Source organism: Infirmifilum sp. NZ (genome assembly GCF_022693705.1).
GTDB lineage: Archaea > Thermoproteota > Thermoprotei > Thermofilales > Thermofilaceae > Thermofilum.
Window position 1 is genome coordinate 842460 of the sequence record NZ_CP094288.1, and the last position, 15767, is coordinate 858226.

The 15767-nt window shown below is 54.0% G+C and carries 13 protein-coding genes; 7 read left to right on the forward strand and 6 right to left on the reverse strand.

Annotated elements, in window-relative coordinates; translation table 11 throughout:
* Positions 1 to 144: 144 nt before the first annotated feature.
* Entirely contained in the window at positions 145 to 396 is a 252-nt protein-coding gene (locus MOV14_RS04545) for a 50S ribosomal protein L35ae (RefSeq protein WP_318538040.1), read from the forward strand.
* A gap of 89 nt (positions 397 to 485) precedes the next feature.
* Here MOV14_RS04545 and hypF read toward each other — a convergent pair whose 3' ends face one another.
* Positions 486 to 2759 carry a carbamoyltransferase HypF gene (hypF, locus tag MOV14_RS04550; protein ID WP_318538041.1) on the reverse strand — a complete coding sequence of 758 codons (2274 nt, stop codon included), beginning with the start codon at positions 2757 to 2759 and terminating at the stop codon, positions 486 to 488.
* 43 nt (positions 2760 to 2802) lie between these two features.
* Between hypF and MOV14_RS04555 the strand changes: the two genes are divergently transcribed.
* Positions 2803 to 4056 carry a M28 family metallopeptidase gene (locus MOV14_RS04555; RefSeq protein WP_318538042.1) on the forward strand — a complete coding sequence of 418 codons (1254 nt, stop codon included), beginning with the start codon at positions 2803 to 2805 and terminating at the stop codon, positions 4054 to 4056.
* On the opposite strand, the gene thiI is transcribed toward MOV14_RS04555, so the two are convergent.
* Together thiI and MOV14_RS04565 are read right to left on the reverse strand one after the other, a co-directional pair.
* Complete coding sequence (thiI, locus tag MOV14_RS04560; protein ID WP_318538043.1) at positions 4013 to 5491, reverse strand: tRNA uracil 4-sulfurtransferase ThiI; 1479 nt, start codon at positions 5489 to 5491, stop codon at positions 4013 to 4015. The genes MOV14_RS04555 and thiI overlap by 44 nt on opposite strands.
* Positions 5492 to 5673: 182 nt before the next feature.
* Positions 5674 to 6099: an EamA family transporter gene (locus tag MOV14_RS04565; protein WP_318538044.1), complete on the reverse strand. Its 426-nt coding sequence runs from the start codon at positions 6097 to 6099 to the stop codon at positions 5674 to 5676.
* Between the two features lie 89 nt (positions 6100 to 6188).
* Between MOV14_RS04565 and MOV14_RS04570 the strand changes: the two genes are divergently transcribed.
* Both MOV14_RS04570 and MOV14_RS04575 read left to right on the forward strand, forming a co-directional pair.
* Entirely contained in the window at positions 6189 to 6455 is a 267-nt protein-coding gene (locus MOV14_RS04570; RefSeq protein ID WP_318538045.1) for a hypothetical protein, read from the forward strand.
* Entirely contained in the window at positions 6448 to 7278 is an 831-nt protein-coding gene (locus MOV14_RS04575; RefSeq protein WP_318538046.1) for a metallophosphoesterase, read from the forward strand. Before MOV14_RS04570 ends, MOV14_RS04575 begins: the two co-directional genes overlap by 8 nt.
* A 3-nt stretch (positions 7279 to 7281) precedes the next feature.
* On the opposite strand, the gene MOV14_RS04580 is transcribed toward MOV14_RS04575, so the two are convergent.
* Complete coding sequence (locus tag MOV14_RS04580) at positions 7282 to 9195, reverse strand: anaerobic ribonucleoside triphosphate reductase (protein ID WP_318538047.1); 1914 nt, start codon at positions 9193 to 9195, stop codon at positions 7282 to 7284.
* 254 nt (positions 9196 to 9449) lie between these two features.
* On the opposite strand from MOV14_RS04580, the gene MOV14_RS04585 reads away from it, so the two are divergent.
* The 3 genes from MOV14_RS04585 (at position 9450) to MOV14_RS04595 (ending at position 14253) form a co-directional block, all read left to right on the forward strand.
* Positions 9450 to 10964: an acetate--CoA ligase family protein gene (locus tag MOV14_RS04585; RefSeq protein ID WP_318538048.1), complete on the forward strand. Its 1515-nt coding sequence runs from the start codon at positions 9450 to 9452 to the stop codon at positions 10962 to 10964.
* 81 nt (positions 10965 to 11045) lie between these two features.
* Positions 11046 to 13865, forward strand: coding sequence for a V-type ATPase 116kDa subunit family protein (locus MOV14_RS04590; RefSeq protein ID WP_318538134.1), 2820 nt, complete (start codon positions 11046 to 11048; stop codon positions 13863 to 13865).
* Between the two features lie 34 nt (positions 13866 to 13899).
* Complete coding sequence (locus MOV14_RS04595) at positions 13900 to 14253, forward strand: ATP synthase subunit C (protein WP_318538049.1); 354 nt, start codon at positions 13900 to 13902, stop codon at positions 14251 to 14253.
* 9 nt (positions 14254 to 14262) lie between these two features.
* Here MOV14_RS04595 and MOV14_RS04600 read toward each other — a convergent pair whose 3' ends face one another.
* Together MOV14_RS04600 and MOV14_RS04605 are read right to left on the reverse strand one after the other, a co-directional pair.
* Positions 14263 to 15156 carry a hypothetical protein gene (locus MOV14_RS04600; protein ID WP_318538050.1) on the reverse strand — a complete coding sequence of 298 codons (894 nt, stop codon included), beginning with the start codon at positions 15154 to 15156 and terminating at the stop codon, positions 14263 to 14265.
* Between the two features lie 2 nt (positions 15157 to 15158).
* Complete coding sequence (locus MOV14_RS04605; protein ID WP_318538051.1) at positions 15159 to 15758, reverse strand: V-type ATP synthase subunit D; 600 nt, start codon at positions 15756 to 15758, stop codon at positions 15159 to 15161.
* Positions 15759 to 15767: the final 9 nt, after the last annotated feature.

Sequence of the window (15767 nt, forward strand, 5' to 3'; positions counted from 1 at the left end):
CTCTGCAACAAATACGGAGATGGATGCAACCAGGTATGTAATGCTATTGATTCGAGATGCCATGATTTATGTGAAGATCTGAGTAAAAGATGAGCGTAAAATTTTTTCCTCACGGTCTGCTACTAAAAGACCGGGTGAAACCCGATGAGAGGGTGGATACTGTCTTTCAGGCTCGGTAGGAAGCGTTACTATCCTAGGCAGGTGATAATAGAGGTTGAAGGGAAAACGGCAACCCACCTAGTGATCGGCAGGAAAGTCGTGTGGACGCACCCCAATGGGAAGAAATTTATCGGAAAGATCGTGCGAAAGCACGGGGCTAGGGGCAACAACTTCATTGCCTATTTTAGGCGGCAGCTTCCCGGCATCGCGCTCGGATCTGAGGTAACGATCCTGTAGAGCGCTCAGCAGCGACGGCCCCAGTCACTAGATAACTCGAATCGGGTTCAAGTCATCATTGCGTTTCTGAAAACAATGCCGAAGCCTAATTAAGCTATCCCCTCAAGCTGCGCATAGTACGCCTGACCCGCTGAAACCCCTCCATCTCCAGGCGGGAGCTTTCTCTGCACGAGAACGTTCTCCTTACCCATAACCGACCTCATACCTTTCAACAAAATTGAATTAACCGCAGCTCCACCTGTCACGTAGACTGTCCTCGCGCCCTGCTCGAGCGCGACTTCCGCAAGAGACCTTCCCAGTTCGAATTGCACGGTGTAAGCCACATCCTGGGCTCTCTCCCCATTAAAGCGACCGTTGAGGACGTAGTCGAAAAAGAAGTCTTTTGTATGGATAATGCTTCCGGCGCGCTCAAACCTGTAGTTCAACAATCTGCCGCCCCAGCTGAACTCCTCGAGCGTTATAGCCGGCTCTCCCTCGTAGGTCCTTTCCCATGAGACATGCAACAGCGCGGAGACGGCGTCCAGGAATCGCCCAACGCTAGAGCACTTAATGCTTCTGCTTGACTGAGCGACAGCAACCGAGGCTTCCCTCATTCCACCTGGGAGCTGCCTATCCAGCCCTAGTTTAGCCACTAGTTTCAGCGTCTCTTCCACGCTCAGCTTCTCGGCTAAAACCCCGATTACGATCCGAGACGGGTAGATCGTCGATCTGTCCCCGCCGGGCATAGGAAGGTACTCAAGCGCCCCTACGCGACTGTAGCCTCCCTCCTGCAGGTGCATAACTTCTCCCCCCCAAATTGCACCATCATCGCCGTAACCTACACCGTCTATCGCGATCCCGAACCCCTCTCGCACCTTGTACTCGAGAAGAGCGGCACCCACGTGGGCCACGTGATGCTGAACTTCGAGGAGTTCTGCCCCATACTCTTCCACTAACTCCCGAGCGAGCACCCTGTTCAAGAAGCCTGGGTGCTTATCTACTACAATGACGGCATCGCGGAGTGACATAGCGTACGTCCTTATAAAGAAATAAAGGGCCTCTCTCAGAAAGTTGAGCGTCTCAATGTTCTCTAAGTCCCCTATGTGCTGAGTCGGCACGACGTACTCCTGCAGGCCAACCGCCCCTGTGTTGTTCAGCATTGCCCCCAAGGCTACTACCGGCCTCTTGAAGCCTCGAGGCGCTCTAAGCCACCTGGGAGCGTAGCCTCTTGATCTCCGCAGGAAAACAGGCTCACCGTCCGCGAACCTCAAGACGCTGTCGTCAACCCTGTTCACAATCTCTCGGTTGTGCAACAGGAAGTAGTCGGCTACACCTCTTAGCTTCTCCAGCGCTTCCTCGTTGTCCTTTATTATCGGCTCGCCGCTCTCATTACCGCTCGTCATTACTGCGAAGCGATCCTCCGTCCCGGCTAGTAGGAGGTAGTGTAGAGGTGTGTAAGCCAGCATGACCCCGACGGTTTTAAGGCCGGGTGCGACCTCGGGTGAAACCACGTCACGCCTAGGGAGTATGAGTATGGGTCTAGCCGGGCTCAGGAGGATTTGCTCCGCTTGGCTGTCCACAACAGCTACCCTTCTAGCCGTTTCAATGTCGAGAGCCATCACCGCGAAGGGTTTTCGGCCTCTTCTTTTTCTCCTCCTCAGCTCCCTGAGCGCGCGATCGTCGGAAGCGCGGGCCGCAAGGTGGAAGCCGCCTATGCCTTTCACGGCCACAATGAATCCCTCGTCGATCAGCTTAGCGGCTTCCAGTATGGGGTCCTTTACGCGAAGGGGGCTTCCATCCGAGCCCACAAGGTAAACCTGGGGGCCGCACTCAGGGCATGAAATGCCCTGAATGTGGAATCTCCTTGTGTTGTGGGGGTCTGAGTACTCCTCCCTGCACCTCCTGCAGAGTGGGAAGGCCGCCATTGACGTGTTTTCGCGGTCATAGGGGATGCTTCTGATGATGGTGAAGCGTGGCCCGCACCACGCGCAGCTGTGAAAGGGGTAACGGTACCACCTTGAAGTCGGGTCCAGGATCTCCCTCTTGCAGTCATCGCACATACCGAAATCCGGCGGAATCATCGAGATCTTCGTGAGTTCCCGCCCGCTTTTCCTGATCTCGAAGTTCATGAATCCAGCAGGGTTAACCTCCTCAATGACGATCTCCTCGATCTCGGCCGACCGAGGAGTCTCACTCCTTAAGGCCGCTGGGAAAAGGTTTACAGCTTTCTCGTCTCCCTCAACCCAGATTTCAACCTCAGACCCGCCTAAGTTAACCACGTATCCCGAAAGGCCTAGACGCCTGGCTAATCTAAACACGTGTGGCCTGAATCCCACCCCTTGCACTATGCCTGCCACGCGCAGTCTAAGGGCCTTTTTGGGCATCTGTCAGAAAGCTAATTAGAGGGGGTTAAATACTGATGAGTCAATGTTCAACTACGACTACGCTTACGGGCTGGCCGTGCGTTTATCGCGGAGCCCACGCTTCACCGGTACCGGGGGCGAGGCAGAGGCCAGGGGCTTGATCTTGGAGGAGCTTACCCGTAGCGGGTACGCGCCTAAGCTCGAGGAGTTCAACGTGAAGGTTTACGAGGTTCACCGGGCAGAACTATCCGTCCTGAGCCCATTCGAGGAAGAGGTCCGGGCGAGTCCTATTGGGTTCAGCGGCGAGACAAGGGGGGTCGAGGCTAGGCTCGTGTACATCGAGAACTCAGACAGAGCGCTGTTACCAAGTGACGGTGGATGGGTGGGGCTGGCCACTGGGAGGCCTTCGGCTGAGAGCTGGAGGCTCCTAGCTAAGAGGGCCTCTGGTCTCGTAGTTGCCGAGGGCACGCCGTACCGTGACCTGAGTCGGGTTTCTGTCCCGTGGGAGTGGAGGGAGAAGTTCGGAAATCTGCCCGCTGTGTACGTGAGCTACAGGGACGCTGTAAAGCTACTGGCCGCCGAAAGAGTTAGGCTGGTTCTGGAGCAGACGTATAGGGATACGTTAAGCTACAACATCGTAGCTGAGAAAAACGGCTACAAGTACCCTGAGGAGATCATTCTCGTAACAGCCCACTACGATAGCGTGCTGGGCGTCCCGGGCGCAACCGACAACGCGGGCGGTGCAGCTCTCGCTGTCGCGCTGGCTAAAAGCCTATCCGATCGAGCTCTAAAGAGGACAGTAAGGTTTGTGCTTTTCGGGGCCGAGGAACTTGGACTTAGAGGTTCGCAGGCTTATGCTGAGAAGCACAAGGATGAGCAAAAGAAAACGGTCCTCGTCGTTAATCTAGACGTTCACGGGGGCGCGCTGGGCTCGTCTGCGTCGATCGTGAGCGGCTCGAAATCCCTGCGGAGCTACGTGGAATCAAAGGCGAAAGAGATGGGGGTGAACCTGAGCGTCACAGAGGATGTCATGAGTAGCGATAGCACGTCCTTTGTCTGGAAGTGGAAGGTGCCTGCAGTGAACATTTTCCGCGCTAGCGGTAGTGGTGCCGACATACACACCGTGAGAGATAGCGTGGAGCACCTCCACCCAGTCGCATTCAGGTTGATCGGCGAGTTTACGTTCAGATTTCTGCTCGACCTAGCAAACTCCGAGGAGGTTCCTTTCGAGAAAGCGGTCCCGGATGATATATGGAGGAAAGCAGATGAGTACTTCAGGAAACGTTTGGCGCTTCTCGAAGATGAGACTTCCTCTTAAAGCCTCGTATGCCTCCTTTCAAGCTGTAGGCATTGTACCCGAGGGTTCGGAGGCGGTAAGCCGCTTCCCTGCTTAACCCCCCCTCGTCGCATACGATGATGTACGTTTTGTCGCGCCCCATGCGACTAACCGCTTCCTCTACACTCCAGTAATCCACGTTCACGCTCCCGGGAATGTGCTCTAGCTTGAACTTCTCGGCTGGCCTCACGTCCAACACTGTGGCTCCCTCGGGTATGTGGTCGATGTCAAGGTCGGCGAAGTTTCCGCTCCAGAGATCCTCGATCCTGGTTCGGCGGACGTCGATTACTTCAACTCGCTCAAGAGTTTCCCTGAACACGCTCTCCTCGATCTTCTCCTCCTCCCGTCGCACCTCCTCTATCTCTGAGGCCGTTTTAGGGTGCACCGAGTACACACCGCATATTTCCTTAACGGTGCTCGAAGCCTCGTAGGTCCCGATTTCCATTGCGAGGCTAACGATCTCGTCTTTGTCCAAACAGAGGACGGGTCGAAGGACGACGAGCTCTGACGCCTTGTCTATGACGTTTAGATTGCTGAGAGTTTGAGAGGAGACTTGGCCTAGGTTTTCCCCTGTAACTATGCCGCCAGCACCCACTTTCCTTGCAAAGATGTTAGCCGCCCTGTACATGTACCTCTTAAGCACGACTCCTAGAAGCCCTGGGTTTACCTTTGAACGCAGTTCCCTGATGAATTCCGAGAAGTCCACGATGAACAGCCTGGGATAGTAGCCGTAGCACCACTTATCCGCTAGCGTTTTCACCGCTCTCGTGACGTAGTATTTCGAGACCTGGCCGCCCATGTTGAGGTACAAGAACTCGACTTCTGCACCTCTCTTTAGGGCCATCCACGCAGCTACAAGTGAGTCGAAACCCCCGGAGACGAGAGCTACTACTTTCCCCTCGCTTCCTATGGGGAGGCCACCGTATGCCTTGACTATTTCCGTAAAGAAGTAAGCTTTCTTGTCCCTGACCTCAACGTAGGCTTCAACCTCTGGGGTTTCGAGGTCTACTTTCCTCGCGTACTTCAGCAACCTTTCTCCGAGGAGCTTGTTAACGTCCATCGAGGTAAATGGATGGTCCCCGGTCCGCCTTGCTCTGACCGCAAAGCTTTTGCCGCGAACTTTCTCCTTAAAGTACTCTTCACCTTTGCCTATCAGATCCTCGAGGTCCCGGAACTCGACCTCTACAGCTGGGGATAGAGACTTTACGCCGAAGACCCTGCGCAGGACACTAACCGACTCTGGGGGACCGTAGACGTAAAAGCGCCCGTAACCTTTCCTTACTTCCGCCTGGAGGCCCTCTGAGCGAAGTGCATCCTCCATGTTCCTCACGAGAAGCGACTCAAAGCGCTTCCTCGTCTCGTGACCCTTTACGGTGAGCTCGCCTGGCCGGACGAGTATCACGTTTTTCAGAGACACGGAATTATACCACCCCTAGTTTAAACGAGGATGTGGCAGAAATAGTATTAGGTGTGATGGACTTCATAGCTCTCGTTGTCGGAGCGATAACTCTAGTAGTGTTGATAGTGATCCTGGCAATCGAGTATCACTACTGGCGGATGAGGCGGGAGTTGAAGAAAATCATCGTGAGACCCGTAGAGTCACGTGGAAATCAACACTAACGCGACGAGCACAAGCCCTGCGGCAACCGCCTTTTTAACGGTGATTTCCTCGCCGAGAACTAAAGCGGCGAGGACAATGATGAAAAGTATGCTGGATCTGTCGACCACCGCGACGTTCACCGCTTTGCCGTACTGCAGCGCAACGAAGTAGAGAAGCCAGGAGAGAGCGCCCGCCACCCCGCTCAGAATTATGAATAGGGTCTCGCGGGTTGTCAGGCTTGTTATGAGGGCTTTGTCTCTTATCAACAGCATTACAGAAACCGTGAAAACCATCATTACTATCGAGCGGAGGCCTGTGGCGACCACAGGATCAACCCGAGACAAGCCCATTTTAGCGAAAATTGTGGCTAAAGCCGCGAAGAGGGCGTCGAGCAACGCGTAAACAAGCCACGCTATATCGCTCACAGCTAGTCTGGTAATGGCTCCGATTTATAGTTAACCTTAGGGGCAAGCACACGACAGAAATATTTAGACTGCCTGGTAAGGGTGCGTGTATGGCTTCAAAGGACTATAGATACGAGGTCCCGGTAGTAAAGCTCGAGAGAGCTATGCGCGTTGAAAAAGCCCTCGTTGAACAGCTCGAGAAAGCTGTATCGAAGAAGATGCTGAGCGAGATGAAGAAGGAAGCTGTAGACTGCCCGGTTCTCAAGAGACGGGTATCCTTCCTTCAGTGCTATTCATGCCCGAACTTTATCCGCAGGGTTAGAGGAGTGGTGTACTGTAGAGGGCTGGCGCTAGAGGGAGGCAGCGAAGGTGCCTGACTACAGCAGGATTCTGGAGGAATTCATCCGAAAACCTGGCGTGCTTCCTGAGAGTCTACTGCTTGAGCTGATCGACGACGTTAAGGGCATTTTAAGGTCTGAGAGCCAGCTACTCGTAGTCGAGGAGGATGACGTGTTTTTTGTGGGGGATACTCACGGCGACGTCGAATCCACGGTCAATGCTCTGAGGAGCGACGCCAAGGTGAAGGTGTTCCTTGGAGACTACGTTGACAGAGGCCCTTACCAGATCGAGAACATCGAGCTACTCTTGCTTGCCAAAGCCTCCACCCCTGACAGGGTTTTCCTACTTCGGGGAAATCACGAGACCAGGGAGATGAACATGGAGTACGGCTTCTACTCAACAGTAGCAATGACCTATGGTTACGCTACCTACAGGGACTTCGAGGAACTGTTCTCTTATCTGAGCTTGGCCGCAGTCGTGAACGGAGAGATTTTTGCCGTGCATGGCGGAATAGCAAAGGGCCTAACGAAGCCTGCGCAGGTGCTTAGCATACCAAGGGGGCAATTAAACGATGTCGCGTTTCAGATGCTCTGGAACGACCCCAGTGAAGACGTAGACGACTTTGCTCCTAGCATCAGGGGATGGGGGGTGTACGTTTTCGGCCGAGGCCCCGTTGAACGTTTCCTTCAGGAAAGCGGCCTCAAGCTAATAGTTAGGGCTCACGAGCCATTTCCAGAGGGCTACCGATGGTTTTTCGACGGGAAACTACTGAGCATCTTCAGCTGTAGGTTCTACCCTATAGAGAAGCCTGTAGGCGCGAGGATGAGGAGAAAAGGGGTAGAAGTAGAGTCTCTCCTGTAGGGATTAGTAAGTTACCCTCAGCTTGAACTCTGCTTTCTTGCCCGGGTTCCAGTTGCTGACGGGGCGGTAGTAGCCGACGATGCGGCTCCAGTGCTCCAGCTCGTTGCTCCCGCAGTGTGGGCAGGCCTCGAGGTAGCCGGTTACGCTCCTCCCGCACCTTTTGCAGACGGTGATTGTCGGGGTTATGCTGAAGTACACGACCTTCGTGTTCGTCGCAATGCGGTGGACGAGGTTCCTAAGGGCCTTAGGGTCGGGCTGCTCGTGGAGGAAGAGGTGCATCATCACGCCGCCCGTGAACTCCTGCTGAACCTCTCCCTCCCAGGTCGCGCGCTGGTAGATGGGCACGTCGGCGTAGTACGGCACTATGCTGTTGCTGTAGAACGGGCTCTGACCGTCTGAGGGTATCAGGAGCTCGCCGCGCCTGTATTCCTCCTTGAACGCCTCGGCGTCCAGCTTAGCCAGCTTGTAGCCCGTGCTCTCGCCCGGGATCTCCTCGACGTTGTAGAGGTAGCCGTCCTTCTCCTCGAACTCCTCCGCGTACTTCCTGACCAGTGAGACCATCTTCTTCTCTACCTCCACGGCCTCGGCCATCTCCCTTTGGGAGCCCTCCAGCCACACCTTGGGGTTCTTCATGAAGTTGGCGGCTGCCTCCGGGAGGCCTATTATCCCGATCGTGTTGAAGTGGTGGTCGAGGTGTCCTAGGTAGGTCTTCGTGAGCGGCATGAGCCCGGCTTTCAGCGTCTGAGCGTATCTCCTGCGCCACGTGAGGAGGACGCTCCTTGCGCTCTCGAGGAGGGATGCGAGGAGCTCCTCGAAGACCCCCCACTCGCCCCGGCTGAGGAAGGCGAGCCTGGGCATGTTGAGGGTGACCACGCCGATGCTGCCCGTCGCGTCTGGCAGGGCCCAGATGCCGTACGTCCTCGAGTTCTCCCTGGATTTGAGGAACCTCTCTAGGGCGTCTTCCTGTGACGCCTTGTCGAGTCGGAGTGTGAAGGTTCCGTTGCTCTTGGAGACCACGTGGTTCACGTCGATGGTCAGCCTACAGCACATCGCGTATAGTGCCTCAACGTTGCTCGCGTAGCCGTTGAGCAGGTACGCTGACCCCTTCCTGGCGAGGGCCTCGAAGATGAGGTCCGTGAGGTCGCCCCACCTCCTGCCGTTCCAGTCGAAGTTCTTGGTGAGCATTAGGGTGGGTATGGGGAACGTGAAGGGCTGTCCCAGGGCGTCGCCCTCGGAGTAGAGCTGGAAGAGGGCCTTGTCCACCGCGATCGCCTCGTCGACGTAGTCGCCGAGGTTTCCGACCTTCCTGCCGCCGACTAGGGCCTCTCCCTCGAGCATGTCTTTGCTCGTGTCCAAGACGAGGGTTATGTTCGTGAAGGGGCTCTGGTAGCCGGCCCTTGCGGGATAGTTGAGCTCGAAGAGCATTCCCTGCAGGGTCTGCTTCACCCTGGTGAAGTCGGCTCCGTCGTGCCTCACAAAGGGGGCGACGTAGAGGTCGAACGCGCTGACAGCCTGGGCCCCCGTCCACTCCTGGGCACCCATGAAGAAGAAGTTTGTCAGATGGGCCACAGCCGTGTCGAGGTGCTTGGCAGGCGCGGAGACTATGGTAGGTGTCTTGAGCCCGAGCTGGAGTATCTTCTTGAAGCTCCAGCCGGCGCAGTAGGGGATCCAGAGGCTGTCGGGGAGCTTGTGTATGTGGATATCACCCCGGTGGTGCTGCTCGACGGCTCGCGGCGGCAGGTAGTCCCTCAGCACCTCAGGGGTCTCGACGAGCTTCTCGAAGATGTAGTTCCTGAAGTTGCTGTAGCTGACGTTGTGGTTGGCGTTCTCATGCTTCTCCCAGTCAAGGTCTTCAAGGTACTTCTCCTCGAGCCTCCTTACCTCGTTCACACGTTTCGCAGATACGGGAGTAACCATGAAGTGTCTATACACAGCTCCTCTAAGTGCGTTTATATTTGAACCATAGAGTACACCGAAAGTGATTCTTTTGAAAAACTGCGAATATCTATTTTAAATCTAAAAAATAATACTATTTCTTATGAGATTTAAGGTGAATCACATATGTGAATTTTTATTTAGTATCTTGTACCTCCGAGAATCTTTGAAAAATATCTAATGTGTTAGTTATTTCGTTTGCCAAAATAAATATCTTTTAATTTTAGGTGAGAGAGTTGAGCGAGCATTACATGATCAGCAACATGAAACCGTTTTTTGAACCCAGTGGAGTGGCCGTGATCGGTGCGTCGCGCGAGGAGGATAAACCTGGGCACGTGATACTAAGGCTCCTACTGGAGAACCGCGCAAAAGGCGTCCTTAAAGCCCCCGTGTATCCCGTAAACCCGAACGCCGATACGATTCTTGGAGTAAAGGTCTACAAGAGCATTAGTGAATTACCCCCGGACGTGGATCTCGCTGTGATCGTCGTGCCTGCTCGGCTTGTTCCGCAGGTTATGAGGGAGCTAGGCGAAAAGGGGGTAAAGGCGACGGTGATAATCTCCTCGGGTTTCAGCGAGATCGGTAGGTTTGACTTAGAGGAGGAAGTCAAGCGTGAAGCTAGGAAAAGCGGCATCAGAATACTCGGGCCTAATTGCGTTGGGATATTTTCTCCGTGGAGCGGTGTTGACATGATATTCCTGCCATACTACAAGGAGCTGAGAGATGGGCGAAAAGTGCTGAGCGCTCCTAGACCTGCGCGTGGACACGTGGCTTTGATCTCGCAGAGTGGCGCCGTCGGAACCGCCGCCTTGGACTACATGTACGGTGAGGGAATAGGGCTGTCGTACTTTTTCAGTGTAGGAAACAAAGCCGACGTCGACGAGGTCGAGCTTCTACAAGCCCTCAAGGATGAAGGCAACACGTGGGTTATCCTCCTCTACCTCGAGAGTATTAAAAGAGGTAGGGAGTTCATTAAAGTCGCAGAAGAAGTTGCCCAGAAGAAGCCTATCATAGCGCTGAAGGCTGGCCGCACCCAAGCTGGCAGGCGCGCCGCGGCGTCTCACACCGCCTCGCTCGCCGGGACAGACGAAGTCTACGAGGCTGCCTTCAGGCGGGCTGGGGTAATACGGGCCTACGATATTGAAGAGCTCTTCGACTTTGCTAAAATCTTCGTAAGCCAACCGCCTCCAGCAGGTCCGAGGCTCGCAATAGTGACCGACGGGGGAGGTGCCGGAGTCATGGCCACTGACATGGCTGAGATCCTCGGCTTACAGGTCCCCGAACTAACCGGAGACACGCGAGCCAGGCTTGAAGAAATGAGGAAGAAAGGCCTTCTACCTGAGTTCTCACAGGTTTCGAACCCCGTAGACATAACTGGGTCTGCTACCAGCGAGATGTTTATAGCTACCACGAGGGTGCTCCTGGAGAGCGATGAGGTTGACGCAGTAGCTGTGCTAGCTCTCCACCAGGTTCCGGGTATTCCTGACCCCGTCGAGCTGGCGCGCGAGCTGGCTAAGATCGCTAGCGGGTTCTCGAAGCCTGTCGTAGCAGTTGACACCGGCTGGAGCGAGGCCGCCATCCTGGAGCGCAGAGAGTTTGATAAAGGCGGTGTGCCCTCTTACCCGACTCCCGAGAGAGCCGTGAAGGCGTTATGGGCCTTATATAAGTACGGGGAGTTCTTGAGGAAAAAAGGCAAGTATCGGGAGTACGTTGAGGAGTTCCTGAGCAGGAGATCAAAAGGGAATATCTGAGTATTTCATTCTTTTTACATATACCCTAAATAGTTTTATATTACGAGGTATCCAAAACTAGTTCTGGGATGAAGCTTGATTGTGCCAGAAGCTGTCCAGAGGTTCAGGATCGCCGTCCCCTCAGAGTACGAGGTTAACCTTCTAGATGCTCTAACGGCAGTTGGAAGCGTTCACCTAGAACCTACTATCGAGGCTAGAGGCGTGCTCCCCCCTCTCCTCGTAGACGTTCTCGAGGGCAAGATCACACCGCAGACCCTGAACATTGAAGAGGCTCTCGAGGTCTCGAGAAAAGTGTTAAGGCGCGACGATATTCTGCTAAGGCGAGTTGAGGAGAAGGTTGAAGGCCTCTACTACGTCCAGAAACTTAAAAGGCTTGCAGAGAGGCTGTATGAGATAGGAGTCTCGCCGGAGGACATAGGTAAGGAAAAGCAGGGGCTTGTAACCGACTTGATTTTCGTTGCCGACGAAAACCTCAGCGACGCGATGTCCTCCCTCCTTTCCCTCGGGGTCATCGTCCGCAGAGGGAGAGTCTCGAGCTTCGAGCACGCTTTACTGCTGATCTACAGGAGAGAGCTTCAGAGCAAAGTTGAGGAGGTAAAAAGATTGTACTCTATAAAGCTCGACCTACCAAAATGGTTCTTCGACAAGCCAGAGACCGTCCTCAGGAGAATTGAGGAGGAGGAGGCGAGGCTCAGAAAAGATTTGTACGATTTGCTCCTCGAGGTGGCAGGCGTTCTTCGAGACGCCGTTGAGTTCGAGAGGGCTTCCAGGTTGGAGGTGATAGGTAACGCATATAGAGCTGTTAGAGAGCTTCGCCAGAAGAGGGAGCTCCTAGAGGACGTGGTTTACGCTATTGCCTCGCTTAAGCTAGCGCACAAGGCATGTAAAGAGGGCGCGTTCCAACAGTCTAAGATTGGTCTGGGTAAGGAGTACTGTTCCTTTATTCAGAATATACTCAAAGAAACCGTAGTGCCACAGCGCGATATAGAAAAAGCCCTGTCTTCGCTTCCTGCGAAAAAAGAGGCTAGTGCGATTATGGAAGATGTCCAGATGTTTTACAAATACCTGGGAGTTAAGGCTCTATTGATAAAAGCTTTGGACAGACTGGAGGCGGGTTGTGATACGCTTCTCGCCGCTTACGGGGAAGATGCGCTCCAAGAGTTCTGTAAGGCTGATGCCTGCAGTGTTTACGGAGCCAGTATTCTAGCATCGGAAAGCATAGGTTGGGGTTTCGGGTGCGTCTTAGCAGTACCAGCCACAGTTTCCGAGAGCCTGGCCAGCGCTCTACGGGCTCGCTACAAAGCGCTAGCTTACACCTCCGTGTGCAGCCCAGAGAAGATCAAAGAGATGCTGCAAGACACCGAGCGGCGGGGGCGATCTTTGAGGAATTCGATAGTGGCAAGAACCATTATGATGGCTTTGAAGCACCACAATGTGAGCCTTGAGAAAGTGGCCGAGCATCTAAACGACACTGATTTAAAGGAGCTTGCTGATTTGCTCAAAGCCGCTTTCTCGGAGACCCCCCCTAGGCCTCTACCAGACGAGGAAAGGTTCGCATTCCTCCGAAGCCTAATAAGTAGCGTTGACGCTACTGAGGAGGAAATCAGGCACCTAAGCGAGGGTCTGAGGAACGCCCTGGAGCTACCCTCCGAAGAGATGCTAGCTAAGCTGAGCGCTCAGCTTGTAGTGCTGAAAGACGTTCTGGGAAAGGTGAGGGAGTACCTATCGTACGAGCAGACCTTGGAGGCGATGTACCGCGCTCAGCCCCTGCTCAGCCAGGTGAGAGTGTTCCGGAGCAGGAGGATCACGGTCGTAGAGGGCTACGTGCCTGCCAAGTTCAGCGTCACCTTAAGAGAGGAGCTGACCCGGCGAGTCCCAAGGATACTTTACATGAAGTTTGAAGACGTGCCGAGAAGGGAGAACGCTCCTACGTACGTGGAGACTAGAGGTATTCGAGGGCTTCTCTACAAGCTCACTTCCATGCGCGGCACTCCTGCCTACTGGGAGATAGACCCGACACTGATCTTCACGGCTCTCTTCACGGTAATGTACGGGATGATGTTCGGTGACGTTGGGCAGGGGCTTATACTGGTGCTATTCGGCCTGTGGTTGCTCAGAACAAAGTACCCCCTGCTGGGGATTAAACGAGAAAGCGCCGGCACGCTAGGTGCCCTAGCTACCCTCGCGGGGGCTTCGAGCATGGTTTTCGGGGTGCTTTACGGCTTCATGTTTTTCCTGAAGCAACTGGGAACGCCGCTGATAAGCCCCATACACGATGTATACGAGATTATCTCGATCGCGCTGTGGTTTGGCGTGATACAGTTGATGCTTGCCATGACTTTGAATATTGTGAACCTCGTTAGGTTCGGCGATGTAGTTGGGGCAGTGTTCAGCGGAATGGGGGGAATGGGCATACTGTTCTACGCGTCCGGCGTCATGATAGCCTACAAGCTAGCCTCAAGCGGCTTCAACTTCGCCGTCCTCAGCTCACCCGACGTGGCAGTACTCCTTTGGCTCGTAGCGGGAGCTTTAATCGGTGTTTTAGGCTTCGGCTTTTACGAGGCGAAGTTCACTGGACATAAAGAAAGGTTGATGCACGCAATGTCAGAGGTTATCGAGATGATCATCGCGTTTCCAGCTAATTCACTCTCCTATATACGTCTAGCCGCCTTCGCAATGGCCCACGAGGCCTTCGGGATACTGGCTGAAAACATGGCGCCGTTTGCAGGCGAGACTGTCAGCTTCCTTGTGGCAAACTTCCTGGTGCTGGCTATTGAGGCCCTAGCGGTCGGAATTCAGGCGATGAGGCTAACCTACTATGAGTTTTCCACGAAGTTCTTCAAAGGAGAAGGGATCGAGTTTAAACCGATAGCTACAACTGCAGAAATGGTAAGGGAATAACATTTTTATATATGATTAAAAAATGTGGCTTGCTATGAAGAGCAAGAAGATAGCTCTGGTATTGCTCGCGGTGAACATGGCTGTTCTGGTAGCATCGATATCCGTGCTTGCCTCGGCTTCAACGAAAATCCTTCAGCCAGGTCTACCAGCCCAGGAAGCACGCCCACTAGACCTACCAGCAGCTTTAGCCATGCTGGCAAGTGCATTAGCTGTAATAGGATCTACTATAGCTTCTGGTATGGCTCTGAAAAGCGTGGCTACAGCGGGCTTCGCCGCGGCCGCTGAAAAGCCTGAACTTTCAACATGGATACTTATCATGGGCGGCTTAGCCGAAGGTATCGCGATCTACGGCCTACTAGTAGCTATACTGATTCTAGGAAAAATATAGGGATAGAACTTAAACGACAATGACTAGGTTTCTTTGAATTACCTCCTCTGGGAGTCTTATCTCTTTCCCCAGGAGAATTCGTTCGAGGTTATTCGCCTCCGCAAGAGCTAGGTGGTTGAAGTAGTATATGTACGCGATGTCTAATGAATGCTTCATGGCTAGCTGCTCAGCTCTGGAGATGACTGTTCTCTGGACGTGAAGAAGTAGCTCCGTAAGCTTCATCGAGCTCCACTCCTCTGGGAGTTGAGGGGACATGATTCCGTAACCCTTGAGGTATCCTTGAGCGAGCTTTTCGACGATGCTTTGGCTAAGCGTCCTGGACCACACGACCATCTTTAGGGATGCTTCCTCTCTTATGAGAGCTTCCAGGTCTTCCTTCTCTTCCTTGTTTACGGGGAGTTCTTTGAGCATGTTTAGCAGGTACTTGTAATACAGCAGTTCCAGCAACGCCTCGCGCTCCGCCTCGAGGCCGCTTGAGAAGCTCGGAGTGCTTGGGGCTTGAAGGGGCGTCTTCGACAGCTCCTCCCATAGACCCCCCTCTGTTCTAATCTGAGAGAGTCTCGCGGGGCCTATGTGCCGCCCGTATGGGTAGTATATGACGGGCCTTTGGGCGCCTCGTATGTACCTTAGGTGGATCTTGGCGTTCTCGACCTCTAGTCGGTCTAAGAGGGCGTAGGCGAACTGCCCCAGGACTCTGTCGGGCTTCGCGAGCGTTTCAATCCTCTGAACGTAAACCCTGTATATCTTCTCGAGGGCTTCTTCCAGAGAGTCCCGATCGGATATCAGGGCGTAGTCCCTTAGCTCGTAGAGCTTCTTCTCGCCGCTCAGGATGGCTTCATAGTCCTGTCTTTTGAGTAGCCTTGACTTCAAGCCGTGAGCTCTGACGGCTATGTACGACTCCACTCCTAGCCACCCCCTAGGATTTTTACCCGGACGAAGTCTTCAAGCTCTTCCTCAATGACCCGCTCCTCTATTCTTCTCAGGACGTCGGTGAGGGCTGGAATGAGGTTCTTCTCGAGGCTGTTCACGACTCTGTTTATGTAGAGGAGCTGGTCGCTTATCTTCTCAACGGCGAGCTCCTTGTTGGCGACGTCGATCATCATCTTGACGGCGTTCCACAGGTGCTCGATAGCCTCCCGGTAGTCCGGGTCTGTTATCTGCGAGAAGTCAGGGTCCTCGGCGATCCTGGCCTGGGGCACAGGTATGCCCTGGTAGCTGACTATGATGCTTGTTATCTTTGGTGGTCGAACGAGCGACGCGGTGGATCTGAAGTCATACTCGCCGCGAGCCATCCTCATAATGGCAACTCGGCGGGACGCCTCTATGAACTCGTGCTCTGCCTGTGGTCTTTTCTGCAGCTCGTCCATTATACCAAGTAGCTCTTTAGCGAGCTGGTCTCTCCTCATCTGTAAAACATCTTTACCCCTTTTTACTAGCTCCAACCTCCGCCGCAGCACCTGGAGGGTTCCTCTGGAGGCAGGTAGAAAAGCAAGCTCGCTAAGCATTTCCGATAC

Excerpts from the sequence above, each read along its gene's own strand:
- MOV14_RS04605 (WP_318538051.1), bottom strand. The coding sequence starts at position 15,758 with ATGCTTAGCGAGCTTGCTTTTCTACCTGCCTCCAGAGGAACCCTCCAG.
- MOV14_RS04595 (WP_318538049.1), top strand. The coding sequence starts at position 13,900 with ATGAAGAGCAAGAAGATAGCTCTGGTATTGCTCGCGGTGAACATGGCT.
- MOV14_RS04570 (WP_318538045.1), top strand. The coding sequence starts at position 6,189 with ATGGCTTCAAAGGACTATAGATACGAGGTCCCGGTAGTAAAGCTCGAG.
- hypF (WP_318538041.1), bottom strand. The coding sequence starts at position 2,759 with ATGCCCAAAAAGGCCCTTAGACTGCGCGTGGCAGGCATAGTGCAAGGG.
- MOV14_RS04545 (WP_318538040.1), top strand. The coding sequence starts at position 145 with ATGAGAGGGTGGATACTGTCTTTCAGGCTCGGTAGGAAGCGTTACTAT.
- MOV14_RS04555 (WP_318538042.1), top strand. The coding sequence starts at position 2,803 with ATGTTCAACTACGACTACGCTTACGGGCTGGCCGTGCGTTTATCGCGG.
- MOV14_RS04580 (WP_318538047.1), bottom strand. The coding sequence starts at position 9,195 with ATGGTTACTCCCGTATCTGCGAAACGTGTGAACGAGGTAAGGAGGCTC.